Annotated in this window: 12 protein-coding genes; 9 read left to right on the forward strand and 3 right to left on the reverse strand. The window is 58.2% G+C overall.

Annotated elements, in window-relative coordinates:
- Nucleotides 1-464: 464 nt before the first annotated feature.
- The 3 genes from ABIB66_RS41220 to ABIB66_RS41230 form a co-directional block, all read right to left on the reverse strand.
- Entirely contained in the window at nt 465-905 is a 441-nt protein-coding gene (locus ABIB66_RS41220) for a type 1 periplasmic-binding domain-containing protein (RefSeq protein ID WP_354259536.1), read from the reverse strand.
- 390 nt (nt 906-1295) lie between these two features.
- Nucleotides 1296-2015 (reverse strand): MerR family transcriptional regulator, encoded by a 720-nt coding sequence (locus ABIB66_RS41225; RefSeq protein WP_354259539.1) that lies wholly within the window; start codon nt 2013-2015, stop codon nt 1296-1298.
- A 2154-nt stretch (nt 2016-4169) separates the two neighbouring features.
- Nucleotides 4170-5114 (reverse strand): LysR family transcriptional regulator, encoded by a 945-nt coding sequence (locus tag ABIB66_RS41230; RefSeq protein ID WP_354259542.1) that lies wholly within the window; start codon nt 5112-5114, stop codon nt 4170-4172.
- A gap of 857 nt (nt 5115-5971) precedes the next feature.
- Between ABIB66_RS41230 and ABIB66_RS41235 the strand changes: the two genes are divergently transcribed.
- From ABIB66_RS41235 to ABIB66_RS41275, 9 genes are all read left to right on the forward strand, one after another.
- Complete coding sequence (locus ABIB66_RS41235; protein WP_275174141.1) at nt 5972-6604, forward strand: NodA family N-acyltransferase; 633 nt, start codon at nt 5972-5974, stop codon at nt 6602-6604.
- Entirely contained in the window at nt 6601-7278 is a 678-nt protein-coding gene (gene nodB, locus ABIB66_RS41240) for a chitooligosaccharide deacetylase NodB (protein ID WP_354259546.1), read from the forward strand. The genes ABIB66_RS41235 and nodB overlap by 4 nt, the downstream gene beginning before the upstream one ends.
- On the forward strand, nt 7275-8630 hold the full coding sequence (nodC, locus tag ABIB66_RS41245) for a chitooligosaccharide synthase NodC (protein WP_354259549.1): 1356 nt from the start codon (nt 7275-7277) through the stop codon (nt 8628-8630). Before nodB ends, nodC begins: the two co-directional genes overlap by 4 nt.
- Nucleotides 8627-9283, forward strand: a complete 657-nt coding sequence (nodS, locus tag ABIB66_RS41250) for a nodulation methyltransferase NodS (protein ID WP_502917408.1) — start codon at nt 8627-8629, stop codon at nt 9281-9283. Before nodC ends, nodS begins: the two co-directional genes overlap by 4 nt.
- 11 nt (nt 9284-9294) lie before the next feature.
- The gene (gene nodU / locus ABIB66_RS41255) at nt 9295-11007 is read left to right on the forward strand and encodes a nodulation protein NodU (protein WP_354259552.1); all 1713 of its coding nucleotides are present in this window, start codon (nt 9295-9297) and stop codon (nt 11005-11007) included.
- Nucleotides 11008-11011: 4 nt separating this feature from the next.
- Nucleotides 11012-11926: a nodulation factor ABC transporter ATP-binding protein NodI gene (nodI, locus tag ABIB66_RS41260; protein WP_354259555.1), complete on the forward strand. Its 915-nt coding sequence runs from the start codon at nt 11012-11014 to the stop codon at nt 11924-11926.
- Between the two features lie 3 nt (nt 11927-11929).
- Nucleotides 11930-12718 carry an ABC transporter permease gene (locus ABIB66_RS41265; protein ID WP_354259558.1) on the forward strand — a complete coding sequence of 263 codons (789 nt, stop codon included), beginning with the start codon at nt 11930-11932 and terminating at the stop codon, nt 12716-12718.
- Nucleotides 12719-12910: 192 nt separating this feature from the next.
- Complete coding sequence (locus ABIB66_RS41270) at nt 12911-14914, forward strand: carbamoyltransferase family protein (RefSeq protein WP_354259561.1); 2004 nt, start codon at nt 12911-12913, stop codon at nt 14912-14914.
- 195 nt (nt 14915-15109) lie between these two features.
- The gene (locus ABIB66_RS41275) at nt 15110-16084 is read left to right on the forward strand and encodes a nodulation protein NodZ (RefSeq protein WP_354259564.1); all 975 of its coding nucleotides are present in this window, start codon (nt 15110-15112) and stop codon (nt 16082-16084) included.
- Nucleotides 16085-16847 lie beyond the last annotated feature (763 nt).

Raw genomic sequence — 16847 nt, forward strand, 5'->3', positions numbered from 1 at the left:
GCCCGGCTCAAAGGCCGGTAGCGATATCGGCACGGATCAGGCGCCGCACGGCGTTATCCCAGCGAATACCTGTCCGAGCGGGTGGAACGCCACGTCCACTCGGCCGAACAACCCTGCTAATGCTTGCCTTGAACTCGCGCGATCGGCTGACAGACTGCGCGCGGCTGACATCTTGCCACATGGTGCGTGCGTTCCTTCTGAAGAGGCGCGGACAGCTCACTCCCGAGAGTGAGACGCGCATCAGTTTGACTAGCTGGAAGAAGGTGCCAATGTTCGTCTGCCTTACGAGTCTGGAAGTGGTGGTCACTGCAGTGGCACCAGGCGAATGGGAACGTGCTCTTCGGGCTGCAGTTCGGGCGCGCACGACACCTGTGATAGCACTGCCGCGAGGGCGAGAAATGCTGCGACTGCAGCAACTGCGAGGCACGAGAGCAGCGCGTAATCGCTAGATCGAGGATGGTTCATCATTTGAACGCTCCGTGCGGTGCTGGGACGGGCGATCCGTTCTGCTCGACCGCCTCGACGCTATTGTCGCGCCAGCGGTAAACGATGAAGCCAGGAGCGGCATTGTCTCCCTTGGAGTCCAATCGAACCGTGCTAATGGTCGTTTTGATTGAGCCAGAGCGTAGGGCCGCAGCGGTCGGGGTGGGATCGAAGGTGCCGGCCTGTTTGACGGACTCTGCCCATGCTTGCACCGCGGCATAAGCGTGGAGCGTGTAACCCGCGGCAGATAGGCTCGAAGTCATGAGCCTGGCGACGGCGGCTGGCTCTGCAGCATTCTTCGTCGGGTCCGGCATAAAGGTGAAGAGCGTGCCGTTTGCGGCGTCGGCCGCAATTGCCAAAAGGTCGCTTGTGATCAGCGGATCGCTGACGATCCGTGCGCCCGCCTCCCCAGTTTGACGCATGATTAGGCCGATCTCGCTGTAATAGCCTGCGTATAGACGATCTGGATTTCCACTGACGTGTTCTCGCCGAGGCCTCTCACCGGAAATTTCCGAAAGCGATGCCGAGCATTGGTGTCTCCCTCTGTCTAGCCGACGGTCTGTCCGCACCGCCGCTGCGACGATGCGTTAGATGGTACAATTTGACGTTACGTACGAATCAAGTACTTCGAAGCGTGCTCGTTGAGTTTTCTTGCCAAGAACCACAGAGCCACAGATCCAAAGAGACCCGGACAACGCAGCTTCGGAGGCGAAATGCGACCGGCTAACGATCGTCAGTCAGACTTGAATGATCACTATCAACCCATTGGGTTTAAGGACATTCCGGTAACCGATAGCGTGCGCAACCGGGCGTCAACTCTTTCCGAGCTGGTCCTCCAGCGCGGCGAGGGCGAGATCGAGGTATCGCATGAGGCTCGCATCCCAGCCCGCGAGATTGTGTGGTTCGGTCAATCGCGTCAGCACCTTGAGTATCATTGAGACAGTCGAATCAACTCCTGCGATCTCAGTCAGCAGCGATCGGGCCTGACGCGCGACCGCTTTTGCTCGTTCACTGCGTGGAGGCTCGCCCTGAACCATGCAGCTTCGTAGCTCGTCGCGAATCTTCCGCCACCGGTCTTCGCGGTTAGCGTTAGCGGCGCATGTGCAGATCGCCGACGGGGTAGGCGTCTCAATCCGCGACATTGCGTCTAACGTGGCCGGCAGTTGGTCGACACTGACTTGTGTCTCACCTTGCGTCGTCATATTGCGTAATCGGTCCATTAATAATGTCGCCCGCGCGATTTGAAGTTCAACCCGTTCCAGATGGTTGCGCAATAGGTCCGTGAGAGACGTCCGGCCCTCGATTGCTTTGCGGATCTCAGGAAGTGAGAAGCCGAGATCACGCAGCGCGCGAATCTGAGAGACGCGTTGTAGGCTTTCACGGTCGTACATGCGGTGACCGCCATCGGTACGCTCCGAGACCGTCAACAGCCCGGTATGTTCGTAGTGATGCAGAGTGCGTACCGTTACACCGGTCGCCTCTGCAAGTTCTCCAATGCGCCATCGGCGCCGTCGTGGTGTGGCGTTTGTCATGGTCCTCAATTTTCAAGCCTACAACCTGACGCCACGTGAGAATCAAGGTGTTATTTCAATGATCTAGATGATGCGTCTCTTGCTGCAAACCGCAGAAGGACTGAGAGCGCGCTGTTGATCAAGCGGCCGAGACAAGTGCAAGCATTAAGTTCGCCAGCGACCCCAATTCATCCCTCGCTGCGCGTTGCAGAACAAGTCTCGCGATCGCCGCACGATTCTCGCTGGTTCGCATGCATTTCGGTAAACATGTGATTGCTTGATCAAAAAGGTGTCCCAACATTGCGAGATCCTCCGGATCGTAGACTTCACTCAAGTCGTCCAAGAGTAGGCTCCTTTCATTGTCGCACTCGCGCCGCACGTGGCGAAGCCGTTTGGCCGTGGTGGGGCAAAAACGAGACGGAGCGGCGACGTTCGCGAAAGAATGTGTCAGGAGGGTCGCGTGATGCCGTTGTGCAACACGGCGTATGCTTCCCGTTGTCCAAGACTGCGCTAGCTGAAACGGTGCCATGTCTCCTGGATGCTGCCGCTGCGGCAGCCATCTTCTGTCTGATCAGCACCCGAAGCGAAAGCAGGTGAATGCAGCTGCTTGATCTTAAGATACTGCTGCACGAAACGGCGGAGCCAGAAAACTGAATCTGATCAGATGAGCCTCTTTCGATCGCCATCCTTGCTGTGATGTCTATCGTCGAGTCGGGCGTTCATTGGTCAATCATTGCAGATTAATTCGACCCCCAGGTCGTGGCGCGGCCGCCGGCTCGGCGCCTAGCAGCGTTTTCAGCACTCTGCCCGTCCTGTTGAGATGGCATTGTCCGCGCGACGCCATTGCAGCGCATCGCAACGTCGGTCTTTGGAATGCCACAGGATGATGGCGGCTCTTCAATGGCGCAAGTCCGCGGCCGCAAAGCGTCGGGAGAATGAGAAGGCGGGCTTCAAAAAGCACCCACGGCATGCATCTCAACGCAAGCGCATTTGGCGCGGCGGGCGAAGCGCTGCTCGCGATTGAGGACCGACTTTCGAAGGAGCGCTCCGGCATCCGCTCAACGTGGAGGCGCTCAGAACAGTCGACGGGGGCCCCCCCACCACGCGGTCATGCCCGGGCAAACGCCGACGTGCACAGCAATAACTCGCATTTCCAGACCTGTGCCGGATCAGCGTCGCGCAGCGCAGTACATCGGACGGCCTCGCCAGATTCAATGCACTAGAAGTGCAAGGATCCGTAGCGGCATAGCCTTTGCACAAAGCTTGGCGAGCCGTCCTGGTAGCCGCGTCATACGGGGTCCGCAATAGCAAAGGAGGATGATGCTATAGCTTGGCGGAGGATCTTGATGCGCATCTTAAGGCCATGCTCAAGCCAAAGCGATCCCTCGAATCTGAGGGGCAGTGTCTGGGGATTCGCCGCGAGTATCCTCTCGAACATAGGCTCGAAGTTTCTCCTCTCGCGATATTGGCTTGCTCGTCCGGCAGCTTACTCGCTGAGTAGCATCCTCGAGCGGTATCGCTTTGAGTGCGGCGCGCTGAACATAGATGCTTCGGGGAAGATAGGCAAATCATGTTACCGCTCCGAAGGCGCACCCATCGGGCTCAGCGGTGAGGGGCAGCAACTCGAGATCGACGGCAGCGGCACCGCGCGCGTCACGCCGCGACACGTTCAAAGGAACACCACTGTCGCGAGATCCGAAAGAAGGACCCCGCATACATCATCCGATTTGGCTTGGGTGAAGATACCGGCCGGAATGATCAAGAGCCGTAGCTGGACCAGGGGGGCGCTATCAGCGTCCATCTTGCGGCCTCGATCGCAGGTGCTGGTCTACAACCTGACGCGGCGTGCGATTCAAGGGAAGTTTAGTGCTGAGGCGGGATATCGTTTCACCTGACTCGCCGGATGATTTCGCGAGCTCTGACCTCGGCTCACTTGAAGCGGTGCGATGGAGCTGGTCCGGATCAGCGGAAAATCATTGGGGAGCGCCGCCGAGCGAGCTGTATGATGCGCAAGATCGTCACGGCAGCGCGAGATCAATCGCGCCAACGACCCGATCAAACCGCGTCCAAGCGCGCCAATTTCGACCTTGCCCAACGTCAGTCAGAGGACCGAAGCCCTCGAGCCTGGCGTAGATCTGGTTAACCGAGAGCAGGTCGCAACCGGCCCGAACAATCCTACAACGGGCTGTGGAATTGGCTGGTCCCGGGCGGAGAGACCATCGTGGACGCCTCTTGGAAGAATATGTTGCGCATCCAAATGCTTGCGGGATCAGTATTATGAATGGCGGGCCATTGGACGGCCTCCGTGAATGTCAGAAGTCGCAACGGAGGTTCGACAACCCGCAGAGGCATCGTCTTTGCGAAATGACTGACGAGTCTTGAGGGCATGCTCGCGATACGGTTGGTGCCTAATAACATAGGCGGAATCATACCAAAGCCTTGCACAGCGACCTCGGTGCGTATTTTGAAACCATGCTCGAGCAAGAGCCATTCGCGGAAGGAGGGCCTCAAGAATCGTCCAAATTGAGCTTCCACGTGCCCGATTGACATGTAGTTCTCGAACGTAAGTCGCGATGCCAGCTGCTTGTTCATGGGGCAGCCCACGCAAACGAAAGTGTCCTCGAACAGTGCCGCCTTTGGATGCGCACTCGACATGAACATCTCCGGATACATCAGAAAATCAACTTCACCGCGCCGGAGAAGCTCATCGGGTTCCTCTGAAGGCGGCAGCAATTCGAAGCGGATTCTAGGAGCCTCCCGCACGACGCGGTCCACGATCCTTCGAAAAAATACGACAGTCATGAAGTCGGACAGGATGATCCTGAATCGCCGATTTGATTGGGACGGATTGAAGTGGTCCGGAGAAATGATGGAGAGCTGAATGTGAGCGAGAGCCTCGCGAATCGGGGCCGCAAGCGCTTCAGCCCGCGGCGTTGGAACCAGTTTTCGGCCCCTCATCGTGAATAGCTCATCTCGAAAGTAGGTGCGAAGCCGCGCGACGGCGGCACTCATGGCGGGTTGACTGAGGTTGATGCTTCTTGCCGCCGTGGTGAGGTTGCCTTGCGTCACCAGGGCGTCGAACGCGACGAGGAGATTCAGATCGAGGCCCTTGAAACGCATAATCGTGAGTGATCCACGGTTTGAATGTGTTCTATCGACACAATCGATTTTACCATTTGTACCGAATGGCGATAGCAAACGATCGTATAGCGAGAAGTCAGATCGATCAGAATGGTTACAAATCGTTGCGCGTCTCAGTCCAGCACGAGGGATCGGTCAAGACGTCTAGACCGTGCGTTCGCAGATTCGCGCGTGTTGCGCGAGCCATACCCCGATCTAGAACCGCGGGGATTCGCAAACTTGCGTTGGCGGATACGACGGGCAAACCTTCGTATGGCTTTGCCAACCCATCCTATATCCGCCGTGTACCGCCGTAGAATTGAGCGAACGCTCAACTTGGCCGTAGATTTCCGTCCAGTCGGACCCTTCCGGTTGCGGGTGCCGAATGTGTTGTGGTCGCAGTCGATTGGATCGCGTCCCTGCTGGGGTGAAATCGTGCGGAACATGCAAGCGAAGGCGTCCTTTGCGAATCTGATGCGAGTTGCGCACACGCTCGATGTGGTCTCGATTGTGAATGCAGATCGGTCAGCGCGTGAAGGTCTCACGGATGTGGTGTTTTCCGCGGGCTACGTGCCCGAACCATTTGAGAGCGCAGACGGGTTCTTGAAATCGGGCCGCCGTTTGATCACGTCTTGCTTGATCGCGGACATGCAGTCGAGCGTGATGAGTGGTCTTGAACTTTTTTATCATCTGGTTGCATCCGGAGGCGCGATTCCCACCGTTCTGCTCACAGACGACTGCGGAAACCACGTGAGCCGAGTCCTGCAACATGGACTCCAGTTCCTGAGCAAGCCTTTCGAACGTTGCGAACTGTTGGCCTGCGTCAGGAGCCAGATAATGAATAGGAGTTACTCTCCATGAACATGATCGCGCCCGCGTCCACACGAGGTGTTTCGGCGCGCCCTCCGGTTCGTTGGAGGCTGTGCTGGGAGAATGAGCTTCAAATTGCTGACCACATTGAATTGTCCGACTTCTTCCGCAAGACCTATGGTCCGACCGGGGAATTCAATGCAAAGCCCTTTGAAGGTCATCGAAGCTGGGCCGGCGCAAGGCCTGAGATTCGGGCAATTGGCTACGATGATCGTGGCGTCGCGATTCACATCGGCGCACTGCGCCGCTTTATAAAAGTTGGTGAGGTTGATCTGCTCGTGGCTGAACTCGGATTGTACGGGGTACGCCCGGATCTCGAGGGGCTCGGAATCAGCCACTCCATCCGCGTGATGTATCCCGTATTGCGAGATCTTGGCGTGCCATTCGGCTTTGGCACGGTCCGATCTGCCCTGCAGAAACATATTACCAGACTGCTCGGACGACAGGGCTTAGCGACTGTTCTACCAGGGCTCCGCGTTCGATCCGCTCGTCCGGATATCTATCTCACTGTGCCTCCGACGCGAGTGGAGGACGTGGTCGGCCTCGTTCTGCCGATTGCCAGGCCAATGAGCGAATGGCCGGCAGGTGAGATGATTGAACGGAACGGGCCAGAGCTGTGACGTCAACAAACGACGTGACTGAAGCGCGGAGCGACTACGCCGAGGCCGGCGAAGAGCACTGCGTCTATCTGACCTTTGATGATGGTCCAAACCCGCATTGCACGCCAGCTATCCTGGACGTGCTGGCCCAGCATCGGGCCCCCGCCACCTTCTGCGTGATCGGTGCATATGCAGCGGGCCAGCCGGAGCTGATCCAGCGCATCATTGCTGAAGGGCACGAAATCGCAAACCACACAATGACCCACCCGGAATTGTCCAAATGCATGCCGGATGAGGCGCAATACGAGATCCTTACCACGAACAAGGTCATCGGAGTGGCCTGCCCCCGAGCCTCTGTGCGGCACATGCGCGCGCCGTACGGGATATGGACTAAGGAGGCACTCGCCGCGTCGGCGAAGGCCGATCTGGCAGCCCTGCACTGGTCAGTCGATCCGCAAGACTGGGCTCGTCCCGGCGTCGAGGCGATTGTTGCCGCAGTGCTGACCTCGCTGCAACCGGGGGCAATCGTGCTCCTGCATGACGGATGCCCTCCCGACGAGCTGGGACGCCGCCCTGATGCTGGTCGGCGCGACCAGACCGTAATGGCGCTCGCCCAGCTCATTCCAGCACTGCACGACCGTGGATTTTCAATCCGGTCGCTTCCTCAACCTAACCGAATCGATCAATGCCCATGACCTTGCTTGCCACCATCAGCACCGTTGCTGTTGCCTCTTACGCGTTGCTCTCCAGCGTCCATAAGAGCGCGCAGGCGCTTTATGCGCTGCGAACCGACGCCTCACTGCCGCCGTATGACCCGGTCAACGCCGGTGCTCTGCCCAGCGTGGATGTCATCGTGCCCTGCTTCAACGAGGACCCGCGCACGCTGGCGGCCTGCCTGAAGTCTATTGCAGGCCAGGACTACACAGGGCGATTGCAGGTCTATGTGGTCGATGATGGCTCCGCAAATGTCGGTGCAGTGGCACCCGTACACGCAAGCTACGCGCATGACCCGAGGGTCAGCATCATTCTGCTGCCAAGCAACGTCGGAAAGCGCAAGGCGCAGATTGCCGCGATACGCCGGTCATTCGGCGATCTCGTGCTTAACGTCGATTCCGACACGGAAATCGCCAGCGATGTTGTCAGCAAGCTCGTACGCAAGATGCAGGATCCAGCCGTCGGCGCGGCCATGGGTCAATTGACGGCCAGCAACCGCAACGACAGCTGGCTGACCGGATTGATCGACATGGAGTACTGGTTGGCTTGCAACGAGGAGCGTGCGGCTCAGACGCGCTTTGGTGCGGTCATGTGCTGCTGTGGGCCGTGTGCCATGTACCGCCGTTCCGCGCTCATGTTGTTGCTCGACCAGTACGAGACGCAGTTTTTCCGAGGAAAGCCGAGCGACTTCGGTGAGGACCGCCATCTGACGATCCTCATGCTCAAGGCAGGATTTCGAACCGAGTACGTTCCGGACGCCATCGCCGCCACGGTGGTCCCGGACAAGCTCTTGCCGTATCTGCGGCAACAGCTCCGCTGGGCCCGGAGCACTTACCGCGATACGCTACTCGGTTTGCACCTGCTGCCCGGCCTCGATTGGTACCTCACGCTCGATGTGCTCGGACAGAACCTCGGGCCGCTGCTGCTCGCCATCTCGTCGATTGCCGCGCTCGCTCAGCTCGCGCTCACCGACAGCGTGCCCTGGTGGACCGGTCTGACCATCGTCGCGATGACCATGGTTCGGTGCAGCGTGGCGGCGATTCGCGCCCGCGAGCTTCGATTTCTCGGATTCGCGCTGCACACCCCGATCAACATCTTCCTCCTGCTCCCAATGAAGGCCTACGCGCTCTGTACCTTGAGCAACAGCGACTGGCTCTCGCGCAAAGTAGCGGAATCAGACGTTGATGAATCGAAGGCGTCGATCGAAAAGGCGGCAAGTGGACCAAGCCTTAACCCAGGATCGGGAACGCCTGGCTCAATTCGCAGAGCAGGTCGGTTGCGCGCCGCCCAGCGGCTGATCGCGTCGGATGACGTTGCGGCCGAGACTGAATAAGCAATTTCGTAGGGGATAAACTCGTGGGTGTTGACAACACATATCAATCGTTAGAACGGGAGCTGGCTAACGACGACCCGTGGCGGCTTGACGACAATCCGTTCGAACGTAAGCGTCACACCCAATTGCTGCGGCTATCGCTGTCGGACGGCGCCGTCTCAAACGGCCTCGAGGTCGGGTGCGCGGCCGGTGCATTCACAGAGAAGCTTGCTCCTCACTGTAAACGACTCACGGTCATCGATGTTATGCCGCGAGCGATCGGTCGTGCGGTCCAGCGGACCAAGAGGTGGTCGCATATCAGCTGGGCGGCGAGCGATATTCTGCAGTTCTCGACCGCAGAGTTGTTCGATCTGATCGTGGTCGCTGAAGTTCTTTACTATCTTCAAGACATGACACAGATGCGTATCGCGATCGACAAAATGGTGAAGATGCTTGCTCCAGGTGGGCATCTGATCTTCGGATCTGCACGTGATGCCACCTGCAAGCGATGGGGGCATGTCGCTGGCGCCGAGACGGTCATCGCGATGCTGACTGAAGCGCTCATTGAGGTCGAACGCGCGCAGTGCCAGGGGCAGTCAGCTGACGAAGACTGCTTGTTGGTCCGCTTTCTCAATCCGGAGCAATCTTCGGTCCGTCTTAACGGCCGAGCTTGAAAGGAGCCACTATGCGTATCTGCGGTATCAAGTTGACGCATGACGGGGCAGTCGCTCTGATCGAGGACGGCCGGCTGGTGTTTTGTGTCGAACAGGAGAAGCTGAACAGCAATCCGCGTTATCAAACCATTGACAACCTGGATGCCGTTGTTGGCGCCTTGGCGGAGCACGGGCTGGATCCGAGCGATGTTGATCAGTTCGTCATTGATGGCTGGGATGGAGAGCTCGAATCGCAGTTTGAAGTCCTTAGTGGGCCGACGATCGTCAAGCTCAAGGGCGCGCCGTATGTCGAACGGCACGGCGACAGCCCCCTGACGTCCCGCGATCGCATCGGCCTCATGCTAGACGGGAAGCTATATCCTTATCAAAGCTATCCCCATGTCACCGGGCACGTAGCATCCGCATACTGCGCCAGCTCGTTTGCCAAATCCGCACAATCTGCTTTCTGCTTGGTGTGGGACGGCTGCATGTTTCCACGCCTCTACTATGTCGAGCCCCACGGCATCCGTTTCATCGAATGCCTGTTTCCGATGATAGGTCACGCCTATGCGACGGCAGGACATCACTTTGGACCTTACAGGCGGGCGGACCGGACCAGCTGGGATCTCGGTATAGCCGGCAAGCTGATGGCCTATATCGCGCTGGGATCGCCCGACGGGGATATTATCGAGACGTTTCAGGAACTCTATGAGGCGCACTTTGCCACGCATGCTGACGGCGCTTGCCGTGAGCATGCAGAAACCAACAGCTCACGATCGCCACTTGAAGCTCTGCACGACTTCTTCGATGCGTGCGCACTGCGATTAAAGGCCAAGCAAGCCGAAGACGTCCTTGCGTCATTTCACCTCTTTCTAGAGCGTCTGCTGGTTCGCACAATTTCTGATGTTGTGCAGCGGCATTCGGATCTTGCGGGGGCGCGTAACCTCTGCATCGCCGGCGGCTGTGGCTTGAATATTAAGTGGAATAGTGCATTTCGTGCGACCGGCCTGTTCGATGCCGTGTGGGTGCCCCCCTTTCCAAACGACAGCGGCTCAGCCATCGGTGCCGCTTGCTCTGCACTGGCGGCACAGCAAGGCTTTAAAGCTCTGGAATGGTCGGTCTACAGTGGACCGGCCGTTCGTCCCAGCGAAGTGCCGCCCGAATGGGAGAGCGCGCCCTGCACGATGGGCGAACTTGCGGCAATTCTCGCGGGCGACAAGCCGGTCGTCTTCCTTGCTGGACCCGCCGAGATCGGACCACGAGCTCTGGGTGGCAGAAGCATTCTCGCAGCCGCGACCTGGGAAGGAATGAAAGATCATCTCAACGATATCAAACTTCGCGAGCATTTCAGGCCGGTAGCGCCGATATGCCTGGAGGATCGCGCGGCCGAGATTTTTAGCCCTGGCGTACCCGATCCGTACATGCTGTTCGATCACCAGACGCGACCGGAATGGCGGGACAAAATTCCGGCCGTCGTGCATCTCGATGGATCTGCCCGCCTACAGACCGTTTCCAGAACCTCTCCACATAAAGTGGCCGAGCTTCTCATTGAGTACGAGAAGCTCACAGCCATTCCGCTGCTTTGCAATACCAGCGCCAATCTGCATGGGCGCGGCTTCTTCCCGGATGTCGCCGCCGCGTGCCAGTGGGGACGCGTTGATCACGTATGGTGTGACGGCCTGCTTTGGACAAAAAAGCGCGCGACCCAGGAAGCGGCGCGAACAACGTCCGTCGCGATGGCGTAAGCAAATGTCAACCGCGGCAGTCGACCTTTTCGAGGTGAGCAAGTCCTACAACGACAGGGTCGTCGTGGACGCTGTTTCGTTTACGGTCTCGCCGGGAGAGTGTTTCGGTCTGCTCGGACCAAACGGCGCGGGTAAAAGCACGCTTGCGCGTTTGATCCTGGGTGTTTCATCGCCCGATGCAGGTAAAATATGCGTGCTTGGCGAGCCGGTGCCGACACGTGCTCGCTTAGCGCGCCGGGGCATCGGGGTTGTCCCACAGTTCGACAACCTTGATCTTCAGCTCACGGTGCGCGAGAATTTGCTCGTTTTCGGTCGCTACTTCGCCATGAGCGCGACCGAGGTCAAAGCGGTCACGCCGTCACTGCTCGAATTCGCCCGCCTGGAGAACAAGGCGGATGCCCGGGTAGGCGAACTGTCCGGTGGCATGAAGCGGCGCCTGACGCTGGCTCGCGCCCTCATTAATGACCCGCGTCTCTTGGTGCTAGACGAGCCGACGACCGGCCTCGATCCGCACGGCCGTCACCTGATCTGGGAACGCTTGCGCTCGCTATTAGCGCGCGGCAAAACAATTCTTCTCACCACCCATTTCATGGAAGAGGCGGAGCGATTGTGCGACCGCCTATGTGTGCTTGAGCACGGCCGCAAGATCGCCGAAGGCCGGCCTCACGCGCTGATCGAGCAGCAGATCGGCTGCCAAGTGATCGAGATTTACGGTGGTAATCCGCATGAACTGCTGCCGCTGGTCAGACCGCAAGTGCAGCGCGCTGAGGTCAGCGGAGAGACGCTGTTCTGCTATGTCAGGGATCCAGAGCAGGTGCGCGTCCGGCTTGGTAACCGCACGGATCTCCGCCTTCTGCAGCGTCCTCCAAATCTGGAGGATGTCTTCTTGCGACTAACCGGGCGAGAGATGAAGGACTGAACGATGTGGCAACGTTTTGCGCCGGCGCTCCCTGCCAATCCATGGAACTGGATCGCGGTATGGCGCCGGAATTTTCTGGTCTGGCGGAAAGTCGCTTTGGCATCGATTCTTGGGAATCTGGCCGAGCCGATGAGCTCTCTCTTTGGCCTTGGTTTTGGCCTTGGAATGATCATCGGTGGCGTCGAGGGGACCTCATACATCTCGTTTCTCGCCGCTGGCATGGTCGCCACAAGCGCGATGGTCTCCGCAACCTTCGAAACGATCTATGCGGCCTACGCTCGCATGCAGACAAATTGCACATGGGAGGCAGTGCTCTGTACGCCCCTTACGCTCGGCGACATTGTTCTCGGTGAAGTGGCATGGGCAGCGAGCAAGGCCTTGCTCGCCGGGACTGCGATTACGATTGTTGCCGTCGCACTGGGTTATGCCGAGTGGTCATCCATCCCCTATGCGTTACCAGCCATCGCCCTCACTGGCGTTACGTTCGCGAGCCTCGCAATGGTCGTTTCAGCACTTGCACCGAGCCACGACTATTTCATCTTCTACCAGTCACTCATTCTCACGCCCATGATGTATTTGAGCGGGGCGATCTTCCCAATGAGCCAGTTGCCAGGGTCATTTCAACGCATAGCCGCCTTCTTGCCACTGACTCATTCGGTCGATCTCATTCGCCCAGCAATGCTCGGCCGGCCGGTCGACAGCGTCGGCTTGCATGTGGGCGCACTTTGCATCTGCGCGGCGTTTCCCTTCCTGGTCTCGGCCGCACTGCTTCGGCAACGGCTAATGCGGTGAGAGGAAAAAGACCTGAAGCGAAGCATCGCGTGGGCGAAATCAGATATCGGGCGTAACGCAATTCGCGTGCGACACCGATGTGAGCCTCGTTACGCTAGCGATGCCGGATCTGCCCGCCGCGATGTGCGGTCTACTCGCAAAGCGAGCGATACTAAATAGGCCAACAGGCCCTCAGGATGAACGGAGAACAAGATGCTGTGTCTAGGACTGAGTGGCGGGCTCGATAGGGTCTATGAAAATCCGCTTGAACTACCGAACACATTTCTGCACGACGGCGCCGCAGTTCTTGTGAAGGACGGGCGCGTGATCGCTGCCGTTGAAGAGGAACGGCTCAACAGGATCAAACACTCAAACAAGCTCCCGAGCGGTGCGATTCAATACTGTCTTGCAGCTGCAGGTGTGGAGCTTCGCGACGTCGATCGTATTGCGTTCTACGCCACCGAACCCTATTGCAACGCGATGCTCGAACGGCTGTTCATCTCTCAACCCGAGATCTCAATTCCGCTAAATGCCAATTTGCTATTACGGCACCTTCTGGAGGCGGAGTTCGGAACCGAAATTGATCCCGCGCGGGTGTCATTCGTGGGCCACCATCAGGCCCATGCCGTGAGCGCTCTGGCGATGTCGGGTTTTGAAGAAAGCCTGGTCCTCGCGATCGACGGTTGTGGCGACTTCCTCTCGGGTCTCTTGGCGGTCGGGTCGGGTACCGAAATGACCGAGCTTACGACGTTTCCAGAGAATAACTCTCTCGGACTGTTCTATCTGGAGACGATCCGATATCTCGGCTACGGCCTGTTCGACGAGTATAAGGTGATGGGACTGGCTCCTTACGGAGATCCCGCACGCTTTCGCGAGCTCTTTGCTCAATTCTATGAGCTCTCCGCAAACGGTGGCTACCGCGTTCACCTCGACCGGATCGGCCCGGCATTGCTGCGCAATATCGAGGTCCGGCGAAAGGGAATGCCGTTCACGCAACAGCATCAAGATGTGAGCGCATCGTTGCAGGAGGCGCTGGAGCGGATCGTGTTTCACATTCTTCGGCACTACCGTGAGTCGACCGGAATGAAACGGTTGTGCCTGGCTGGCGGGGTCGCCCACAACTGCACTCTCAACGGAAAACTCCTGTATTCAGGCCTCTTCGATGACATCTTCGTGCAGCCGGCTGCGCATGATGCCGGATGCGCATTGGGCGCGGCACTGATGGTGTCGAAAGAGGCCGGGCAGCCGGCGCCCCGCGAGCGACTCCAGGCTGTTTATTGGGGGCCAGATGTCGGCAGCGACGACAGCATCGAACAGGAACTGAAGCGATGGACCGGACACCTGGAGATGGAACGGACCGATGACGTCGCAACCAGAGCAGCCGAGTGGATCGCTGATGGCGCCGTGATCGGGTGGGTACAGGGCAGGTCTGAGTTCGGCCCTCGTGCGCTCGGCAATCGCAGTATTCTTGCAGACCCGAGGCCCGCCGCAAACAAGGAGCGGATTAACGCGATGGTCAAGAAGCGTGAGAGTTATCGACCATTTGCGCCGTCGGTTCTGGAGGAGGATGCGGGCGCGTTCTTTGAGTTGCCGGATGGTCGCGCAGAATATCCCTTTATGAATTTCGTCGTTCGCGTGCGTGAATCCAAGCGTGCTCTGCTGGGGGCGATCACGCACATCGATGGTACGGCTCGGCTGCAAACGGTTTCCCGCACGAACAATGCCGCCTATTGGGAACTCATCAACGCGTTCAAGAGCCGGACAGGCGTCCCGATTCTACTTAATACGTCATTCAACAACAATGCCGAACCGATCGTCGATTCCGTTGCCGATGCGATTACGGCGTTTTTGTCGACCGAGCTGGATGGACTTGTGGTCGGGTCATTCCTCGTCAAGAAGCGGGCAACAACGCTCGAAAGCTGGACTGAACTCGCTGTATCACTGCCGCCGCATGCATCTCTTTACCGGGTTCGCGCTCATGCGGGCCGAGAACGCCAGGAGACAGTCTGCGAGATCCGCATAGGTCACTCCAGCCATGACAGCGTGCGCGTCTCGCATGACCTGTTCGACATGCTGATGCAAATAGAGAGAGAAGCTGTTCTTGCCGATCTTCTCGCAAGGGTCACCTCTGACAGGACTAGGCGCGAAGGTCTCGTCAACGAACTGCGCGTGCTCTGGGATCAGCGCCGTATTCGGCTGCATCCTGCGCGGTCGTAAAAGGTGAGCAATGCGGAAGAGGGCTTTGTGGACGCCTCTTGCATGACCTGCCAATCGCGGTACCGTGAAGGATAGGCTTGCGGGTTGATCGCCTTGCGTCCAGGTGACCAGCCGACCATTGGCAGGGATCGGAATCGCAGAAGTGTAGGTACGCCACACAAAACTGATCCTGCGCGACGAGAGGGGTTTGATAATTTGACGAAGGAACGCTTTGTTATTTCTCGGAGGCGTACCGGATTTGGTGATTGCCTCTGGTCGCTGGCGTCAGCCTGGTCGTACGCGCAGCGGACCGGGCGGACGCTCGTCATCGACTGGCGCGGTTCCTGTTACGTCGACCAACCGCTCAGCAACGCCTTTTCGGTGTTCTTCGAGCCTGTTGAGGACATCGCTGGAGTGCCGGTGATTTGCGATGATCGGGTCAACCAGCTCTCGTTTCCCGGACCGTTCTTCCCGCGGTGGTGGAATAGGCCATCGATCGACTGCATCAATCGCCCGGATGAGCAGATCTTCCGAGAGCGTGACGAACTGACCGAGCTGTTCCAGTCAAGAGAAGATAACGAAGCCAACACCATTATCTGTGACGCTTGCCTGATGTGGCGTTGTAGCGAGGAAGCCGAACGACTGATCTTTCGGAACATCAAACTCAGGCCTGAGATTCGAGCGCGGATCGACGCGTTCTGTGAGGAACACTTTAGCGGTCATAGCATCATCGGCGTTCATGTTCGGCACGGCAATGGCGAAGACATCATGGAGCATGCGCCATACTGGGCCGATTCGGAGCTCGCCCTTCGTCAGGTCTGCACGGCAATCCGTAAAGCCGAGGCTTTGCCATATCCAAAGCCTGTAAAGATCTTCCTGTGCACGGACAGTGCACAGGTGCTCGATCACGTATCGGGTATGTTTCCCAATGTCCTCGCCGTACCAAAACGTTTCCAGGCCGATCGGGCAGGGCCGTTGCATAGTGCGGAAATGGGAATTGAAGGTGGAGCTTCCGCTCTCGTCGACATGTATCTTCTTGCGCGATGCGCTACCGTGATCCGCTTTCCCCCAACCAGCGCCTTCACGCGCTACGCTCGCCTGCTCGTGCCCCGCATTATTGAATTCGATCTGAGCAATCCGGTGCATTTGACGATGATCGATAATCCATACGAACATTTTGCGGCTTCATGAACTGCCGCGTTGATCGGCTTGCAGTGGTCTCAGTCGGCATTCAAAAGGTGACGCCGTTTCGGCGTTAGCAGCTTCACCTTTTTGGTGCCCATTGAGACCAACCGCGACGCCGATTGACATTGGTGCCATCTGGTGGGTGCCTCTCAACAAGAGGCCTGCCCCTTTACGGCACGTGATCGAGTGCGGCGTTCGGTCAGAGCTTATATGTGGCATTTCCAGAAGCCGCTGTCTGGAGCGTAGATCAGGTCCAAATCTCGACAGCGGGCGCATGGGCTTTTGCTCTCGGCGCTCGCTATTCTGGTCTCGCTGGTCACACTGCCTTTACCCAAGTCGGACTGTTTACAGCAGGTCGGCCGCGCAGTCCCACCCGATCTTGCGGGTTGGTGGCGACGTTTAGGTTTGGTACGCAGGGGCATGAAGCAATGATTGGCCAAGCCTAGTGAAGCCCGTCGACCGGGAGCCGAAGCTGCAGTAGCAGGCCCCGCCGCCTGGAGCCAGCAACGGCCCTTCCGTTTTGATCCAGCGGACGTAGCAGAACCGATGCGCGAGCTTCGTCAAGCCGAGTTGCAACCTAATTTCGTCGACTTGAGCCAATTCTGATTGGTTTGTGCGTCCGGTAGAACAGCTAGTCGTCAGCTAAGCAATTTATGGGTATCTCCCGCGCCTTGCTGGCCTGAACCGAATGCAAAAAATAGGAGAGCGAACAGCTATGTATGGTCGAATTGGTGGATCCTCCGATAGCGCCTACACGCATGACGCCAGC

This window comes from Bradyrhizobium sp. F1.13.3, assembly GCF_040548265.1.
In the GTDB taxonomy this organism is placed as follows: Bacteria; Pseudomonadota; Alphaproteobacteria; order Rhizobiales; family Xanthobacteraceae; genus Bradyrhizobium.

Bases quoted from the DNA above. Each gene is read 5' to 3' on its own strand.
- ABIB66_RS41220 (WP_354259536.1), bottom strand. From the start codon at position 905: ATGCGTCAAACTGGGGAGGCGGGCGCACGGATCGTCAGCGATCCGCTG.
- nodC (WP_354259549.1), top strand. From the start codon at position 7,275: ATGACCTTGCTTGCCACCATCAGCACCGTTGCTGTTGCCTCTTACGCG.
- ABIB66_RS41270 (WP_354259561.1), top strand. From the start codon at position 12,911: ATGCTGTGTCTAGGACTGAGTGGCGGGCTCGATAGGGTCTATGAAAAT.
- nodI (WP_354259555.1), top strand. From the start codon at position 11,012: ATGTCAACCGCGGCAGTCGACCTTTTCGAGGTGAGCAAGTCCTACAAC.
- ABIB66_RS41230 (WP_354259542.1), bottom strand. From the start codon at position 5,114: ATGCGTTTCAAGGGCCTCGATCTGAATCTCCTCGTCGCGTTCGACGCC.
- ABIB66_RS41265 (WP_354259558.1), top strand. From the start codon at position 11,930: ATGTGGCAACGTTTTGCGCCGGCGCTCCCTGCCAATCCATGGAACTGG.
- ABIB66_RS41225 (WP_354259539.1), bottom strand. From the start codon at position 2,015: ATGACAAACGCCACACCACGACGGCGCCGATGGCGCATTGGAGAACTT.
- ABIB66_RS41235 (WP_275174141.1), top strand. From the start codon at position 5,972: ATGAACATGATCGCGCCCGCGTCCACACGAGGTGTTTCGGCGCGCCCT.
- nodU (WP_354259552.1), top strand. From the start codon at position 9,295: ATGCGTATCTGCGGTATCAAGTTGACGCATGACGGGGCAGTCGCTCTG.